This window comes from Sanguibacter biliveldensis (assembly GCF_033798665.1).
Classification (GTDB): Bacteria; Actinomycetota; Actinomycetes; order Actinomycetales; family Cellulomonadaceae; genus Sanguibacter; species Sanguibacter inulinus.
The window spans coordinates 1,203,968-1,219,360 of sequence record NZ_CP138359.1; the positions used below are offsets into that span (position 1 = coordinate 1,203,968).

11 protein-coding genes are annotated in these 15,393 nt (G+C 71.9%); 8 read left to right on the plus strand and 3 right to left on the minus strand.

Going from position 1 to position 15,393, the window contains the following annotated elements:
• The first annotated feature begins 24 nt into the window (after positions 1-24).
• Positions 25-474: a GNAT family N-acetyltransferase gene (locus tag SANBI_RS05125; RefSeq protein ID WP_319159570.1), complete on the plus strand. Its 450-nt coding sequence runs from the start codon at positions 25-27 to the stop codon at positions 472-474.
• Here the strand turns inward: SANBI_RS05125 and SANBI_RS05130 are convergent.
• On the minus strand, positions 447-974 hold the full coding sequence (locus tag SANBI_RS05130; protein ID WP_319159572.1) for a GNAT family N-acetyltransferase: 528 nt from the start codon (positions 972-974) through the stop codon (positions 447-449). The genes SANBI_RS05125 and SANBI_RS05130 overlap by 28 nt on opposite strands.
• A complete protein-coding gene (gene glgX, locus SANBI_RS05135; RefSeq protein ID WP_319159575.1) occupies positions 971-3,412 on the minus strand; it encodes a glycogen debranching protein GlgX in 2,442 nt (813 codons plus the stop codon). The genes SANBI_RS05130 and glgX overlap by 4 nt, the downstream gene beginning before the upstream one ends.
• Before the next feature lie 114 nt (positions 3,413-3,526).
• Between glgX and SANBI_RS05140 the strand changes: the two genes are divergently transcribed.
• From SANBI_RS05140 to SANBI_RS05165, 6 genes are all read left to right on the plus strand, one after another.
• Positions 3,527-4,333, plus strand: a complete 807-nt coding sequence (locus tag SANBI_RS05140) for an electron transfer flavoprotein subunit beta/FixA family protein (RefSeq protein ID WP_319159577.1) — start codon at positions 3,527-3,529, stop codon at positions 4,331-4,333.
• Positions 4,334-4,354: 21 nt separating this feature from the next.
• Positions 4,355-5,365, plus strand: a complete 1,011-nt coding sequence (locus SANBI_RS05145) for an electron transfer flavoprotein subunit alpha/FixB family protein (RefSeq protein WP_319159579.1) — start codon at positions 4,355-4,357, stop codon at positions 5,363-5,365.
• A gap of 87 nt (positions 5,366-5,452) precedes the next feature.
• Entirely contained in the window at positions 5,453-6,691 is a 1,239-nt protein-coding gene (locus SANBI_RS05150) for a cysteine desulfurase family protein (protein ID WP_319159583.1), read from the plus strand.
• A complete protein-coding gene (mnmA, locus tag SANBI_RS05155; protein ID WP_319159585.1) occupies positions 6,688-7,932 on the plus strand; it encodes a tRNA 2-thiouridine(34) synthase MnmA in 1,245 nt (414 codons plus the stop codon). The genes SANBI_RS05150 and mnmA overlap by 4 nt, the downstream gene beginning before the upstream one ends.
• Positions 7,929-8,972, plus strand: coding sequence for a uroporphyrinogen decarboxylase/cobalamine-independent methonine synthase family protein (locus SANBI_RS05160; protein ID WP_319159587.1), 1,044 nt, complete (start codon positions 7,929-7,931; stop codon positions 8,970-8,972). The genes mnmA and SANBI_RS05160 overlap by 4 nt, the downstream gene beginning before the upstream one ends.
• On the plus strand, positions 8,965-10,317 hold the full coding sequence (locus tag SANBI_RS05165) for an MFS transporter (RefSeq protein WP_319159589.1): 1,353 nt from the start codon (positions 8,965-8,967) through the stop codon (positions 10,315-10,317). The genes SANBI_RS05160 and SANBI_RS05165 overlap by 8 nt, the downstream gene beginning before the upstream one ends.
• A 281-nt stretch (positions 10,318-10,598) precedes the next feature.
• Here SANBI_RS05165 and SANBI_RS05170 read toward each other — a convergent pair whose 3' ends face one another.
• Positions 10,599-12,671, minus strand: a complete 2,073-nt coding sequence (locus tag SANBI_RS05170) for a prolyl oligopeptidase family serine peptidase (RefSeq protein WP_319159590.1) — start codon at positions 12,669-12,671, stop codon at positions 10,599-10,601.
• A 190-nt stretch (positions 12,672-12,861) separates the two neighbouring features.
• Between SANBI_RS05170 and ligA the strand changes: the two genes are divergently transcribed.
• The gene (gene ligA / locus SANBI_RS05175) at positions 12,862-15,390 is read left to right on the plus strand and encodes an NAD-dependent DNA ligase LigA (RefSeq protein ID WP_319159592.1); all 2,529 of its coding nucleotides are present in this window, start codon (positions 12,862-12,864) and stop codon (positions 15,388-15,390) included.
• The last annotated feature ends 3 nt before the right edge of the window (positions 15,391-15,393 follow it).

Here is a 15,393-nt window from a genome sequence, read left to right on the forward strand (position 1 = left end):
GGGGTGTCTGCCTACACTCGGGGGATGACCAGCCTGACGCTCGCCGAGCTCACCCCGCAGAACCTGCCAGCGGCTGTCGGCCTGCGCCTCGCCCCTGGCCAGGAGGGTCTCGTGGCGTCGGTCCTGGAGTCCGTCGCCGAGGCCTACGTCAACCCCTCGGCCTGGCCGCGGGTGGTGCTGCGCGACGGGGTCGCGGTCGGTTTTGTCATGGCGAGCTTCGACCCGGAGAACGACCTCGAAGAGCTCCGGGCCGGCATCTGGCGGCTGCTCGTCGACGCGTCGGCCCAGGGGACAGGGGTCGGGCGCTATGCGGTCGAGCAGGTGGTCGCCGAGGCGCGCCGCCGTGGGACCTCCCGCATCACGGTCCTGTGGGAGCGCGATGAGGGTGGGCCCGAGGGCTTCTACCTGCGGCTCGGTTTTGTGCCGACAGGGGTCGAGCTCTTCGGTCAGACCGTAGGGGCGCTCGACGTCTGAGCGGGCGCGGTCAGCTCTTTTGCCATCCAGTGGTCGGCGTAGCGGGCGTCGCTGAACCTGGGGACGTCCACGAAGCCCAGGCGCTGGTACAGCGAGCGGGCCTGCGCGAGGTCGGCCCGCACGTCCAGGCGCAGCGTCCGCACCCCGGCCTCGACCGCGAGCGCCTCGAGCCGGGCCACGAGCCCGGCCCCCAGCCCCCTCCCGCGCACGGCGGGGGAGACGAAGATGCGCGTGAGGTCTCCGACGCCGCCGCCGACGAGCCGCACCCCGCCGCACGCGACGGGTGTCCCGTCTACCGAGCCGACGAGCAGCAGCCCCGTCGGTACCTGGAGGTCGTCGCTCGGCTCGTCGGTCATCGCCGTCGCGACCTCGGTCGGGGTGGCCGGGCGTCCCCAGTACCGGCCGACGATGTCGTCGAAGTACTCCGTGAGGATCTGCCGGGCCGCGTCAGACGTCGGGTCGACGACCTCCCACAGGACAGGAGCCTGCGGGCCGCTCACGCGTGGTCCAGGTACGCGAGGTAGACCTGCATGCTCAGCGGCTCGAGGTGGACCCGCGTCCCCGCCGCCACGTCGTGCGGTCCGCCGTCCGCGGCCAGCTCGCGGTCGTCAGGGTGCTCCCACGCGGAGTCCCACGCGAGGGTCCAGGCGCGCGAGCTGTTGCCGCGCCCGGCGAGCGTCACGTGGACGTCGTCCAGGGTGCCGTTGAGGACGAGCAGCACGTGCGAGTCGTCGATCTCCTGGTCGTCGTGGCCTCGGCGCTCGCGGCGCAGCATCTGCACGATCCGGGTGCTGGTGTCGTGCCACTGCTCGTGCGAGACGGGTGATGCCTCGGCGTCGTACCAGGCGAGGTCCGGCTGACCGGGCTCGTCCTCGGGCTGGGGGTGGCCGAGGAAGAACCCGTCGACGCGCAGCGCGAGGTGCTCGCGCCGCAGGCGCAGCAGGTGCTGGGTGGTGGCCAGGAGGTCTTCTCGCCACGGGGTGAGGTCCCAGTCCACCCACGAGATCTCGTTGTCCTGGCAGTAGGCGTTGTTGTTGCCGCCCTGCGTCCGTCCGGTCTCGTCCCCGGCCGTGATCATCGGGGTGCCTGCGGAGAGCAGCAGCATGCCGAGCAGGTTGCGGATCGACCGGCGCCGCAGGGGAGCGATCTCCATGCCGAGCGAGTCGGCCGGGACCGGCCCCTCGATGCCGTGGTTCCAGGAGCGGTTGTCGTCGCTGCCGTCACGGCCGTCTTCACCGTTGGCCTGGTTGTGCTTGTGCTCGTAGGCGACGAGGTCGGCGAGCGTGAAGCCGTCGTGGGCGGTCACGTAGTTGACCGAGGCGATCGCGCCACGCACGAGCGGCGGGTCTGAGTGCCCGAAGAGGTCAGCCGACCCGGCGAGCCGTGTCGCGAGCTCGCGGATCCCGTGGCCCCCGCGCCCGTGGGCGGCGGCGGCGGGGTCGGAGAGCCAGAAGGAGCGGGTCGCGTTGCGGAACCTGTCGTTCCACTCGGCCATCGGTGCGGGGAAGCCGCCGGTCTGCCACCCGCCCATGCCGACGTCCCACGGTTCGGCGACGAGCTTGAGCTGGTTGATCACGGGGTCGGTCTGCAGCCCCACGAGGAAGGGGTGGTTCGAGGTGAAGCCTGCGTGGTCGCGGCCGAGCGTCACGGCGAGGTCGAACCTGAAACCGTCCACGCCGACCTCCTGCGCCCAGTAGCGCAAGGAGTCGAGCGCCATCTGGACGACGCGCGGCCTGCTGAAGTCCAGGGAGTTGCCGCACCCCGTGACGTCGACGAGCCGTGCTGGCGAGCCGCCGTCGTGCAGGTAGTACGCGCTGTTGTCGAGGCCCCGCCAGCCGATGTGCTGACCGGGCGCACCCCCTTCGCAGGTGTGGTTGTAGACGACGTCGAGGAGGACCTCGAGACCGGCCTCGTGGAGCAGGTGCACCATGCCCTTGACCTCGTCGAGGACGGCTCCCGGGCCTGCAGCCTGGGCTGCAGCCGTCGCGTACCCGCTGTGCGGGGCGAAGAACCCGATCGTGTTGTAGCCCCAGTAGTTGGTCAGCCCCTTGGTCACGAGGTGCGGCTCGGGGACGAAGGCGTGGATCGGCAGGAGCTCGACCGTGGTGATGCCCAGGTCTTTGAGGTGCGTGATGGTGGCGGGGTGCGCCAGACCTGCGTAGGTACCGCGCAGGTGCTGGGGCACTGCGGCGAGCTGCTGGGTCAGCCCGCGCACGTGCGCCTCGTAGATCACGGTGTCGCGCCACGGCACCTGCGGGCGGCGGACGGGTGGGTGGTGGTGGCGCGGCCCGACGACGACCGAGTGCGGCACCGAGCCGAGGGAGTCACGGTCGTCAGCGGGGCCGTAGGGGTCGCCGACGACGTGCCTGCCGAGCATCGGTGTGCGCGTGCGGGGGACGCCGGGGAGGGACGTCTGGTCAGCGTCGTCCGTGCGGGCGAGGTCGGCCACCCCCATGAGGCTCGCAGGTGCGGTGGGTGCGGTGGGTGCGGTGGGTGCGGTGGGTGCGATGGTTGCGGTGGGTGCGGTCTGCGCCCCGCCGACGGGCTCGACGTGGGCGACGTGGCCGTAGGTCTCCGGGCCGAAGTCGAGCTCGCCGACGATCCCGCGGGCATAGGGGTCCACCAGCAGCTTGGCCGGGTTGTGCCGCAGACCGGCCGCCGGGTCCCAGGGCCCGTAGGTCCTGAACCCGTAGCGCTGACCCTCGTGCACGCCCGGCACGTAGCCGTGCCACACGCCGTACGCACGCTCGGTCAGCGGCACCCGCCGCTCGGTGTAGCGGGGCTCTGCGCCCGGGGCGGACCGCACCACGTCGATCAGGCAGAGGTCGACCCCGGTCGCGTGCGAGGCCAGCACCGAGACGCGGACGCCACCGCCGTCGAGGTGGACCCCGAAGGGTGGGACCGGACCGTGGACGGAGGCGGCTCGTGTGTCGCTCATGGCCCTATTGTGGCTCGTCGCCGACCTCTCCAGCGCCGCCCGACCGGCCCGGTCGCGTCGCGGCCCCGTTGTAGGCTTCAGCAGGATCATCGCGACGGAAGAGAGAGCGGCACTATGAGGATCGTCGTCCCGGTCAAGCACGTCCCCGACATCCATTCCGACCGAGGGCTCACCCCCGAGGGCCGGGTCAGGCGCGGTGCTGAGGACGGCACCCTCAACGAGCTCGACGAGAACGCCGTCGAGGCCGCCCTGCAGATCGTCGAGGCCCTCGACGAGGCCGAGCGGGCGACCAGCGAGGTCGTCGCGCTCACCGTCGGACCCGTCGAGGCCGACGCCGCGCTCCGCAAGGCCTTCCAGATCGGTGTCGACTCCGCCGTCCGCCTCGGCGACGACGCGCTCGCCGGCTCGGACGTCTTCGCGACCGCCACGGCCGTCGCCGCAGCCGTCCGCACCCTCGACGCGCAGACCCCCGTCGACCTCGTCATCACCGGGATGGCGGCGCTCGACGGTCTCGGCTCGGTCGTCACCAGCCTCGTCGCCGCCGAGCTCGGGCTCCCGCAGCTCACGCTCGCGTCCAGGCTGAGCGTCGAGCACGGCCAGGTCGAGATCGAGCGCGACCTCGACGGCGTGACGGAGGTGCTCAGCGCGCCGACCCCCGCCGTCGTCTCCGTGACCGACCACGTGAACACCCCGCGCTACCCCAACTTCAAGCTCATCATGGCGGCTCGCACCAAGGAGATCACCGTCCTCGGGCTCTCCGACGTCGGCCTCGCGCCGGAGGTCGTCGGCGCGCAGGCTGCTCGGGCGACCGTCGTCACGAGCGCCCCGCGCCCGCCGCGCCCCGACGTGGAGCTCGTCACCGACAAGGGTGAGGGCGGGCTCGCGCTCGCCGACTACCTCATCCGCAACGACCTCGTCTGACCTGAGAGAGACGGACCGACCATGACTGCACCAGACCGCACCGTCCTCGTCCTGCTCGACACCCCGGCCGAGGGCCTCCGCTCACCCGCCCGCGAGCTGCTCACCCTCGCCCGCAGCCTCGGGACGGTCACCGCCGTCGCCCTCGCCGAACCCTCTGAGGCGACCCTCGCCGGTCTTGCCGACCAGGGCGCGGCGTCGGTCCTGGTCGTCGACCTCCCGGGCGACGAGACCGTCGGAGCCCACCTCACCCCTGTCGCCGCCGAGGCGCTCGCGGCTGCCGCCGAGCACAGGGGTGCCGACGTCGTGCTGCTCACCTCGTCCTTCGTCAACAGGGAGATCGGTGCGCTCGCCGCACGCTCGCTCTCGGCCGGCTACGTCTACGACGCCTCGGGTGTCACGGTGACCGAGGCTGGGCTGGTGGGCGTCAAGCGGGTCTTCGCGGGGACCTGGGACGTCGAGTGCGCCCCGACGACGAGCCGCTCGGTCTTCACCCTGCGTTCCAACGCTGTCTTGGCCTCGAGCGCGCCCGTCCCCTCCGCGCCTGCGGTCGAGCGTCTCGCGGTCCAGCCGACAGAGCGTGCGACGGCCGCCGTGCTCGTCTCGCGCACACCCCACGCCTCCGCAGGGGAGACCTCCGGGCGTCCCGCGCTCGACGAGGCCGCCTACGTGGTCGCCGGTGGTCGAGGGACCCTCGGTGACTTCGGGCCCGTCGAAGATCTCGCCGACGCTCTCGGCGCCGCCGTGGGCGCGACTCGCGACGCCGTCGACGAGGGCTGGGTCGGGCACGATGCGCAGATCGGCCAGACCGGCGTGACCATCGCGCCGCGGGTCTACGTCGGCGCGGGCATCTCGGGTGCACCGCACCACCGCGGTGGCATGCAGGCCTCGAGCGTCATCATCGCCGTCAACAACGACCCGGACTCCCCGATCTTCGAGATCGCGGACTTCGGCGTGGTGGGGGACCTCGCCGACGTCCTCCCGCAGGCGGCCCAGGCCGTCCGGGCGCACAAGGAGCGCGCAGCGCAGGGATGACGTGCCGCAGGGAGCAGGACTCAGGGCTGCAGACGTCACAGCCCTGGCGGATCGCGCGCCCAGCGGTGGCTCGTAGACTGGTCGACTGTGAATCCTGACCGGTCTGCCTACCTCGACCACGCGGCGACGACCCCCATGTCGTCGGCCGCGATCGAGGCCTACGCGCAGCAGATGGCGCTCGTGGGCAACCCGTCCTCCCTGCACTCCGCAGGGCGGGCCGCCAGGCGCGTCGTCGAAGAGGCCCGTGAGCAGGTCGCCGGGTCGCTCGGCGCCCGTCCGAGCGAGGTCGTCTTCACAGGTGGCGGCACCGAGGCGGACAACCTCGCGGTCAAGGGCCTGTTCTGGGCCCGCCGTGTGTCGCACCCCGAGCGTCGTCGCATCCTCGTTTCGGCCGTCGAGCACCACGCTGTCCTTGACCCCGCCTTCTGGATGGCCGAGCACGCCGGCGCCGAGATCGTCCTGCTCTCGGTCGACTCGCGGGGGATCCTCGACGTCGACGCGCTCCGGGCCGAGCTCGCGGCCCACGCCGACGAGATCGCTCTCGTCTCGGTCATGTGGGCCAACAACGAGGTCGGCGCCGTGCAGCCGATCGACGCCGTCGTCGCCGCAGCGCGTCCCTACGGCATCCCCGTGCACTCGGACGCCGTCCAGGCCGTCGGGCACGTGCCCGTCGACTTCGCCGCGAGCGGGCTCGACGCGCTCACCCTCACCGGCCACAAGCTCGGTGGCCCCGTCGGCGCAGGTGCGTTGCTCGTCCGCCGGAGCCTCGACGTCACTCCCGTCCTGCACGGGGGCGGTCAAGAGCGCGGGATCCGTTCGGGCACCCTGGACACCGCCGGCATCCGCGCCCTCGCCGTCGCGGTCGGCGAGTCCGTCGCCGCGCGCGAGACCACGGCGCCCCGGCTCGCCTCGCTGCGGGACCGCCTGCTGCGCGGGGTCGCCGACCTCGTCCCGTCGGCCACGCTCCGCGGGCCCGACCCGGCGCTCGACCCGACGCTGCGGCTGCCCGGCAACGCGCACCTGACCTTCGAGGGCTGCGAGGGCGACTCCCTGCTGTACCTCCTCGACTCTGCGGGGGTCCAGTCCTCGACGGGTTCGGCCTGCCAGGCCGGCGTGCCGCAGCCGTCCCACGTCCTGCTCGCGCTCGGCATCGACGAAGACGACGCACGAGGGGCCCTGCGCTTCTCCTTCGGCGCCACGTCGACCGAGAGCGACGTGGACCTCGTCCTCGAGGTCCTCCCCGACGTCGTCGCCCGCGCGACGACAGCCGGTCTTGCGTCTGTCGGGACGCGCCGTCCCCGCAGCGATCGAGAGGTGAGCTCATGAAGGTCCTCGCAGCGATGTCCGGCGGGGTCGACTCCGCCGTGGCCGCCGCACGCGTCGTCGACGCCGGCCACGAGGTGGTCGGCGTGCACATGGCGCTGTCCCGCAACCGCAACCAGTTCCGCGAGGGGTCGCGCGGCTGCTGCTCGATCGAGGACGCCGGCGACGCCCGCCGCGCAGCCGACGTGCTGGGGATCCCGTACTACGTGTGGGACCTGTCCGAGAAGTTCGAGGAGACTGTCGTCGCCGACTTCCTCTCCGAGTACGCGGCGGGGCGCACGCCCAACCCCTGTGTGCGGTGCAACGAGCACATCAAGTTCGAGGCGCTGCTCGACAAGGCGACGGCCCTCGGCTTCGACGCCGTGGCGACAGGGCACTACGCCCAGGTGATCACCTCGACGCGTGCCGACGGCACGGAGCTGCGCGAGCTGCACCGCTCGCCGAACACCGCGAAGGACCAGTCCTACGTCCTCGCGGTCATGGGCCCCGACAGGCTCCAGCGCGCGATGTTCCCCCTCGGGGCCTTCGAGACGAAGGACGAGGTCCGCGCAGAGGCTGCGGCCCGCGGGCTGAGCGTCTCGACCAAGCCTGACTCCTACGACATCTGCTTCGTCGCGGACGGCGACACCCAGGGCTTCCTGCGCGAGCGCCTCGGCGCGAAGACCGGCGACATCGTCGACTCCGACGGCACGGTCCTCGGGGAGCACGAGGGGTCGTACACCTACACGGTCGGGCAGCGGAAGGGGCTCAAGCTCGGGCGTCCTGCCGCTGACGGCAAGCCGCGCTACGTCCTGGACATCCAGCCGATCTCGAACACCGTCGTGGTCGGACCTGCCGAGATGCTCTCGGTCGACCGGATCGTCGGCGACCAGAGCGTGTGGCTCGCAGACGACGTGCTCGCGGCGCACGGGGTAGCTACCCCTGCAACCGCCTCGGGTGCTCACGCTCCCGCTGCTCCGAGCGACCCGGCACCGTCAGCGTGGATCGACGCCGAGGTCCAGGTCCGTGCCCACGGTGAGCCCGTGGCGGCCCGCGTCCGCGCAGTCCCCGACGCGAGCGGACCGACCGGTGCCATGGAGGTCGAGCTCGTGGGGGCGACGCTCCGCGGGGTCGCGGCGGGCCAGTCGCTCGTGGCGTACCTCGGGACCCGGGTCCTCGGTCAGTCCACAGTGGTGTCGTCGTCGCGCTCTCGCCCGGCCGAGCCGGTAGGCCTCGCGACGGCCGAGCCCGCGCGCTCGGCGTGACCGGGGCGAGCGGTCCGGGTGTCTGGCCCGGGACAGATCCTCTCGAGTCGCTGCTGACCATCATCGGCGACCTGTCGGCCGCGCCTACGGGGGTCGACGGTCTCCCGTTCTTCACCCAGCTCCCGGGCCGGGGAGCCGGGTCCGAACCCGTCGCCCGGACGGCGCTGCTCCTGCCCGAGATGCCCGTCGAGCTCGGCCCGCACGGCTGGAAGATCGCCGACCACCCCGGCCTCGACGCGAGCCGTGCCGAGGCCTTCCTGCGTGAAGACCTCGACGCCCTCGCGATCGCCGGCGCCGGGTACAGCGGGCCGCTGACGGTCCAGGTCGTCGGTCCGTGGACGCTCGCCGCGACGCTCTACCTGGCCCGCGGTGACAGGGTGCTCTCCGACCTCGGAGCCGTGCGCGCCCTCGTCGGCGCCCTCGCCGAGGGCATCGGTGAGCACGTCGCTGCTGTCCGGGCGCAGGCTCCGGGCGTCGAGCTCACGGTCCAGGTCGACGAGTCGCTCCTCGGTCAGGTCTCCGCGGGGGTGATCCCGAGCTTCTCGGGCTATTCACGTCTGCGTGCCGTCCGCGGGCCGGAGATCCTCGAAGGGCTCGAGCCCGTCGTCCACGCGGTCCGCGCCGCAGGTGCCCGCTCGGTGGTCCACGTCGGGCAGGTCTGGGACGCCGTCCCGCCCGTCGTGCTGTCGGGAGCCGACGCCGTCGGGCTCGAGGTCGGCCCTGTCGCCGACGGACGCTGGGACTCTCGCGGCTGGGAGCTCCTCGCCCGCGCCGTCGAGCGGGGGACACAGCTCTGGGCCGGTCTGCCGCCCGCGACCGTCTCGCAGTGCGCAGGAGCAGACGTCCGAGGGCTCGCCGACCTCGTGAGCGTTCCCTGGCGACGTCTCGGTCTCCCGGCCGAGGGGCTCGCCGACGTGGTCCTCACCTCCGCAGGCAGCGCCGCGACCTGGACCACAGACGGCACCCCCGACCGAGCCCGCGGCGCCCTCGGGACCGTCGTGCGGGCCGCGGAGATCCTCGCCGAGCGCGCCGGTGGCTAGCGGCCGCCGCCTCTTCGCCGACACCACCCCGCTGCGCGAGTCGCCTGCCTTCAGGCGCCTGTGGTGGGGGCTGGGGATCTCGAACCTCGGCGCTCAGCTCACGGTCGTGGCGGTCGGGCTCCAGGTCTACTCGCTCACCTCGTCGACCTTCGCCGTCGGTGTGCTGGGCATCTGCGCGCTCGTGCCTCTCGTCGTGCTCGGCCTCTACGGCGGTGCGCTCGTCGACGCCTACGACCGCCGCAAGGTCGCGCTCTCGGCGTCTGTGGTGCTGTGGGTCGTGACGATGCTGCTCGCCGCGCAGGCGTGGCTCGACATCGGCTCGGTCGGACTGCTCTACGGGCTGGTCGCGCTCCAGTCGGCCGCCTTCGCGGTCAACAACCCGGCGCGCTCGGCCATCATCCCCAGGCTTCTGCCGGCGCGCCTGCTGCCGGCGGCGAACACCCTCATGACCATCACCTGGAACATCGCGCTGACCGCCGGTCCGCTGGTCGCGGCCCTCGTGGTGAGCCGGTGGGGCTACGGCATCGTCTACACGGTCGACGTGCTGTGCTTCACCGCCGCGCTGTGGGCCCTCGTCCAGCTGCCCGGCATGCCACCCGAGCCCTCGCACGCCGGGGACGGCGTCGACGGCGCCGAGGGCGAGGTCGACCCACGGTCGGGGACCAAGGACGCGGCGCGCCGCCGGGTCGGGCTGTCGTCCGTGCTCGAGGGGCTCCGCTACCTCGCCACGCGCCCCAACGTCCGCATGACCTTCCTCGTCGACCTCGTCGCGATGATCCTCGCGATGCCCCGCGTGCTGTTCCCCGCGATCGGCGTGGTGATCCTCGGCGGGGGAGCAGCCACGACAGGTGCGCTCACCGCCGCCCTCGCGGTCGGCGGTCTGCTCGCCGGGGTGTTCTCGGGCGGGCTGACCCGCGTGCACAGGCAGGGGGTCGTCATCATGTGGGCGATCATCGGCTGGGGTCTGTCGGTCGCGGGCTTCGGCGTCGTGCTCGTCCTGGCGGGGCGGACCAGCCCGGACCACGTGCTCGTCGTCGCGCTGGGCGCCGCGCTGCTCATGCTCGTGCTGTGCGGGGCGTCCGACGCGATCAGCTCGGTGTTCCGCCAGACCATCCTCCAGTCGGCGACCCCCGACGACATGCGCGGACGGCTCCAGGGGGTGTTCATCGTCGTGGTCGCCGGTGGACCGCGTCTCGGCGACCTGGTGCTCGGCGCGCAGTCGTCCTGGTGGGGCGAGGGCTGGGCTGCCGTGGTCGGGGGACTCGCCTGCGTCGTGGTGCTCCTGCTCCTGCTGCGCTGGCAGCCCCGGCTCCTCGCCTACGACTCCCGCCACCCAGAGCCCTGACCCTCGAGCCCGACCCGCGAGGTGGCACTCCCCGTGTCCAGGTCGCTCTCCCCGTGTCCAGGTCGCATCCTTCTCGTCGAGGTCGCACGAATCCGCACGACTCGCCGTCCCACCGGGCTGATGTGGCGTGTCCGTGCGACCTCGGCGCTGCGGGTGCGACCTCGCGGGTGAGCGGGCGCGCCTCGCGTCTCGCGTCTCGCGCGTCGACAGGTGGCCGGGCAGCGCGACGGCGGCGCACCCGGTGGGGTGCGCCGCCGTCGTGGGCTGGGATGCTGTGCGGCTCAGCCCAGGCGCTCCCACAGGAACCTGTAGGCCAGCGCCTGCATGAAGGATGCCTGCTCGTTGTTGGCGGCGCCGCCGTGGCCGCCCTCGATGTTCTCGTAGTACGTGACGTCCTTGCCGGCCTCGATCATCGCTGCGGCGAGCTTGCGCGCGTGGCCCGGGTGGACCCTGTCGTCGCGCGTCGACGTCGTGAAGAGCACCGGCGGGTACTCCCGGTCTGCGTCGAAGAGGTGGTAGGGCGAGAAGGTCCGGATGAACTCCCACTGCGCGGGGTCGTCCGGGTCGCCGTACTCAGCCATCCACGACGCGCCCGCGAGCAGGTGGGAGTACCGCTTCATGTCGAGCAGCGGCACCTGGATCACGACGGCGCCGAAGAGCTCCGGGTACTGGGTGAGCATGTTCCCCGTGAGCAGCCCGCCGTTCGACCCACCCTGCACCCCGAGGTGGTCGCGGGAGGTGATGCCGCGCGTCACGAGGTCCTTCGCGACCGAGGAGAAGTCCTCGTAGGCGCGGTGGCGGTTCTCCTGGAGGGCGAGCTGGTGCCAGCGGGGTCCGTACTCGCCGCCCCCGCGGATGTTCGCGACCGCGTACACGCCGCCCTGCTCGAGCCACGCCCGTCCGAGCCCGCCCGAGTACCCGGGGGTCAAGGAGATCTCGAAGCCTCCGTAGCCGTAGAGCAGCGTCGGGGCGGTGCCGTCGAGTGCGAGGTCGGCGCGGCGCACCAGGAAGTACGGCACCTTCGTGCCGTCGTCCGACGTCGCGAAGTGCTGCTCGACCGTGAGGCCGTCGGCGTCGAAGAACACCGGCATCGACTTGAGCAGCTCTGGCTCCTGCCCGACAGTCGCGATCGAGAGCGTCGTCGGTGTGAGGTAGTCGGTCGCGACCAGCCACACGTCGTCTGAGGCGTCGACGTCCACGGCACGGACGGCGACGGTCCCGATCTTCGGGGCACCGAGCATCTCGCTGCGCTCCCACGGCCCAGCGCCGTCGGCCGGCGGCGTCAGCACGTGCAGGCGGTTCTTCACGTCGGCGAGGACGTTGAGCACCAGGTGGTGCTGCGTCCACGTCGCCCCGGCGAGAGACGTCGACTCGTCAGGCTCGAACAAGACCGTGAAGTCTCGACCGCCCGCGAGGAAGTCGTCGAAGCCCGTCGCCAGCAACGAGCCCGAGGTGTAGGTCGTCCCACCGACGGTCCAGTCGTCGCGGAGCTCGACCAGCAGCCACTCGCGACGGAACCCGACCTCGGCCGAGTCTGGCACGTCGATCTTGGTCAGGGAGTCGTCGGCGGCGAGCACGTAGAGCTCGTTGCTGTAGAAGGCGAGGGAGCGTGCCACGAAGTCGCGGACGAAGCCCGGGGTGTGGCTGCGGAAGGCCGAGATGTACATGTCGTCCGTGCGGCCCTCGTACAGGACCGTCGCCGACTCGAGCGGGGTCCCGCGGTGCCAGCGGCGGGCGACCCGCGGGTACCCGGAGGACGTCATGCTGCCCTCACCGGTGTCCGTGAACACGTACACAGTGTCGTCGTCGACCCACGCGAGGTCGCCCTTCGACTCCGGGCGGTAGAACCCGCCGTCCTCGGGCGCGACGAACTCCTTCGTCGCGAGGTCGAACTCGCGCGTCACGTCGGCGTCAGACCCTCCGCGCGACAGGCTCACGAGAGCCTTGCGGTACGCGGGCCGCAAGATGCTCGCCCCGTGCCACACCCAGCTCTCGCCCTCGGTCTCACCGAGGGCGTCCACGTCCAGGACCGTCTCCCACTCGGGCTCGTCGGTCCTGTACGACTCGGGCGTCGTGCGGCGCCACAGCCCGCGCACGTGCGTCGAGTCCTTCCAGAAGTTGTAGAGGTGGTCGCCGATCTTCGACACGTCGGGGATCTTCGCGTCGGAGTCCAGCACGCCGCGCAGCGCGGCCTGGGTGCTCGTGAACTCCTCGGTCGCGGCGAGGGTGCTCGTGGTCTGCGCATTGCGCTCGCGGACCCAGGCGAGGGCGTCGTCCCCCTCGACGTCCTCGAGCCACAGGCGCGGGTCGGCGTCGGCCGTCGGGGCGGTGGTGTCGGTCTGCTCTGCAGTCATCGGACCACCCTACGGTCATCGGGTGACCTGCTGTCGAGCGACGCCGGTTGCCTGTGGACGACGCCCGACGTGTGCTCGTGCGCTGGTCACCAGCGGTACGAGGTCGGCCGGCCGCGCCGAGGGCGTCACACGTGCGCCGTCGCACGTGTGTCACAGGGCGGATGTGGGTGGCTCGCGCGATGATGGTCCGGTGAGCACGAAGACACCCCCCGCAGCCCAGGGTCCCGACGAGTCCGCGACCGCCGCGAGCCCTGACCAGAGCGCAGCCCAGCAGCGCTGGAAGGTGCTCGCCGAGGAGATCGAGGCGCACCAGTTCGCCTACTACGTGCGCGACGCCCCGACGGTGTCGGACGCCGAGTACGACGTCCTGCTGCGCGAGATCGGTCAGATCGAGGAGACGTACCCGCAGCTGCGCACCCCCGACTCTCCGACCCAGCGGGTGGGTGGGACCTTCTCGACGGACTTCGCGGCCGTGGACCACCGCGAGCAGATGCTCAGCCTCGACAACGCCTTCAACGCCGAAGACCTCGACGCGTGGGCCGAGCGGGTGCACCGGGAGATCGGCACCACGCAGGTCCACTACCTCTGCGAGGTGAAGATCGACGGGCTGGCCATCGCGCTGCTCTACGAGAAGGGCGTCCTGGTCCGTGCTGCCACCCGCGGTGACGGGCGGACTGGGGAGGACGTCACTCTCAACGTCCGCACGATCGAGAGCATCCCGCTGACCCTCGGCGGGGACCCGTCCACGCACCCGGACCTCATCGAGATCCGCGGCGAGGTCTTCATGCTCGTCGACCAGTTCGCCGCTCTCAACGAGGCGCAGGTGGCCGCCGGCAAGCCGCCCTTCGCCAACCCCCGCAACGCCGCGGCAGGGTCGCTGCGCCAGAAGAACCCGAAGGTCACCGCGAGCCGCCCGCTGCGCATGTACGCCCACGGGGTCGGCGCGCTGCACTGGGAGGCGGGTGCGCCCGCGACCCTGCGCCGCCAGTCCGACGCGTACGCCCTCTTCGAGCAGTGGGGTGTGCCGGTCTCGAGCCACAACCGCGTGGTCGAGGGCATGCCCGGTGTGCAGGAGATGATCGACTACTACGGCGACCACCGCCACGACATCGAGCACGAGCTCGACGGGATCGTCGTGAAGGTCGACGAGCTGGCCCTCCAGCGCCAGCTCGGCGCCACGAGCCGCGCACCGCGGTGGGCCATCGCGTACAAGTACCCGCCCGAAGAGGTCAACACGAAGCTGCGGGACATCCTCGTCAACGTGGGGCGGACCGGTCGGGTGACCCCCTTCGGGGTGATGGAGCCCGTCCTCGTCGCCGGGTCGACGGTGTCCATGGCGACGCTCCACAACGGCAGCGAGGTGAAGCGCAAGGGCGTGCTCATCGGCGACACCGTCGTGCTGCGCAAGGCTGGCGACGTCATCCCCGAGATCGTCGGGCCTGTCATCGAGCTGCGTGACGGTTCCGAGCGCGAGTTCGTCATGCCGACCGAGTGCCCGTCGTGCGGGACCCCGCTCGCCCCCGCGAAGGAGGGCGACGTCGACATCCGTTGCCCCAACCAGCGGTCCTGCCCGTCTCAGCTCCGTGAGCGGGTCTTCCACCTCGCTGGCCGGGGTGCCTTCGACATCGAGGCGATGGGCTGGGAGGCGGCGATCGCCCTCGTGGACCCCGAGCACAACCGACCCGAGGGCGCCGACGCCGAGGGCGTCCCGGTCCAGGTGCCGGTCCTCGAGACCGAGGCCGGGTTCTTCGACTTCGAGGTGGACGACCTCGCCGACGTCCTCGTGTGGCGCGAGAAGAAGAAGGCCGGCGTCGGGACAGGGGTGTGGGAGCAGATCCCGTTCTTCTACACCAGGGCCACCGCCAAGAACCCGTCCAAGCCGTCGGCGACCACGGTCAAGTTCTTCGACGAGCGCGAGAAGGCCAAGACGCAGCCGTTGTGGCGCGTCCTCGTGGCCCTGTCGATCCGGCACGTCGGCCCGACCGCCGCACGCGCGCTCGCGACAGCCTTCGAGTCGGTCGAGGCGATCATGGACGCGACCGAAGAAGAGCTCGCCGCGACCGAGGGCGTCGGTCCGACGATCGCGCGCGCCGTCCGCATCTGGTTCAACGGACGGGCCTCGGTCGCTGCGGCACCCGAGCCCGAGGCGTCCGAGCCGGATGAGTCTGGCGCGGTCAGGCCAGTCGACGGAGCATCCGACGGCGCGGTGCCCGGAGATGCCCCGGAGCTGTCCGAGGATGCCGTCCCGGGGGACTCCGCGGTCCCCGCGACCCTCCCGCCCGCGGACGAGGACGACGACCTCGAGGTCGACGGCTCCGACTGGCACCGCGAGATCATCGAGCGCTGGCGTGCGGCAGGGGTCCAGATGCGCGACGAGCGGGACGAGTCCATCGTCCGAACGCTCGAGGGCCTCACCGTCGTGGTGACAGGATCGCTCGAGGGCTTCAACCGCGACCAGGTCAAAGAGGCGATCATCGCGCGCGGTGGCAAGGCTGCAGGCTCGGTCTCGAAGAAGACCGACTTCGTGGTGGTGGGGGAGAACGCGGGCTCGAAGGAGGCCAAGGCGCGTGAGCTCGGCCTGACGATCCTCGACGAGGCCGGTTTTGTCACGCTCCTCGCCGAGGGACCGCCGGCCGCGGCAGACCCGCTCCTGGACGAAGTCGGTTCGTCTGTCGAGGCAGCAGAGCCCGAGACTGCAGCAACGGACTCAGAAGACTGACGT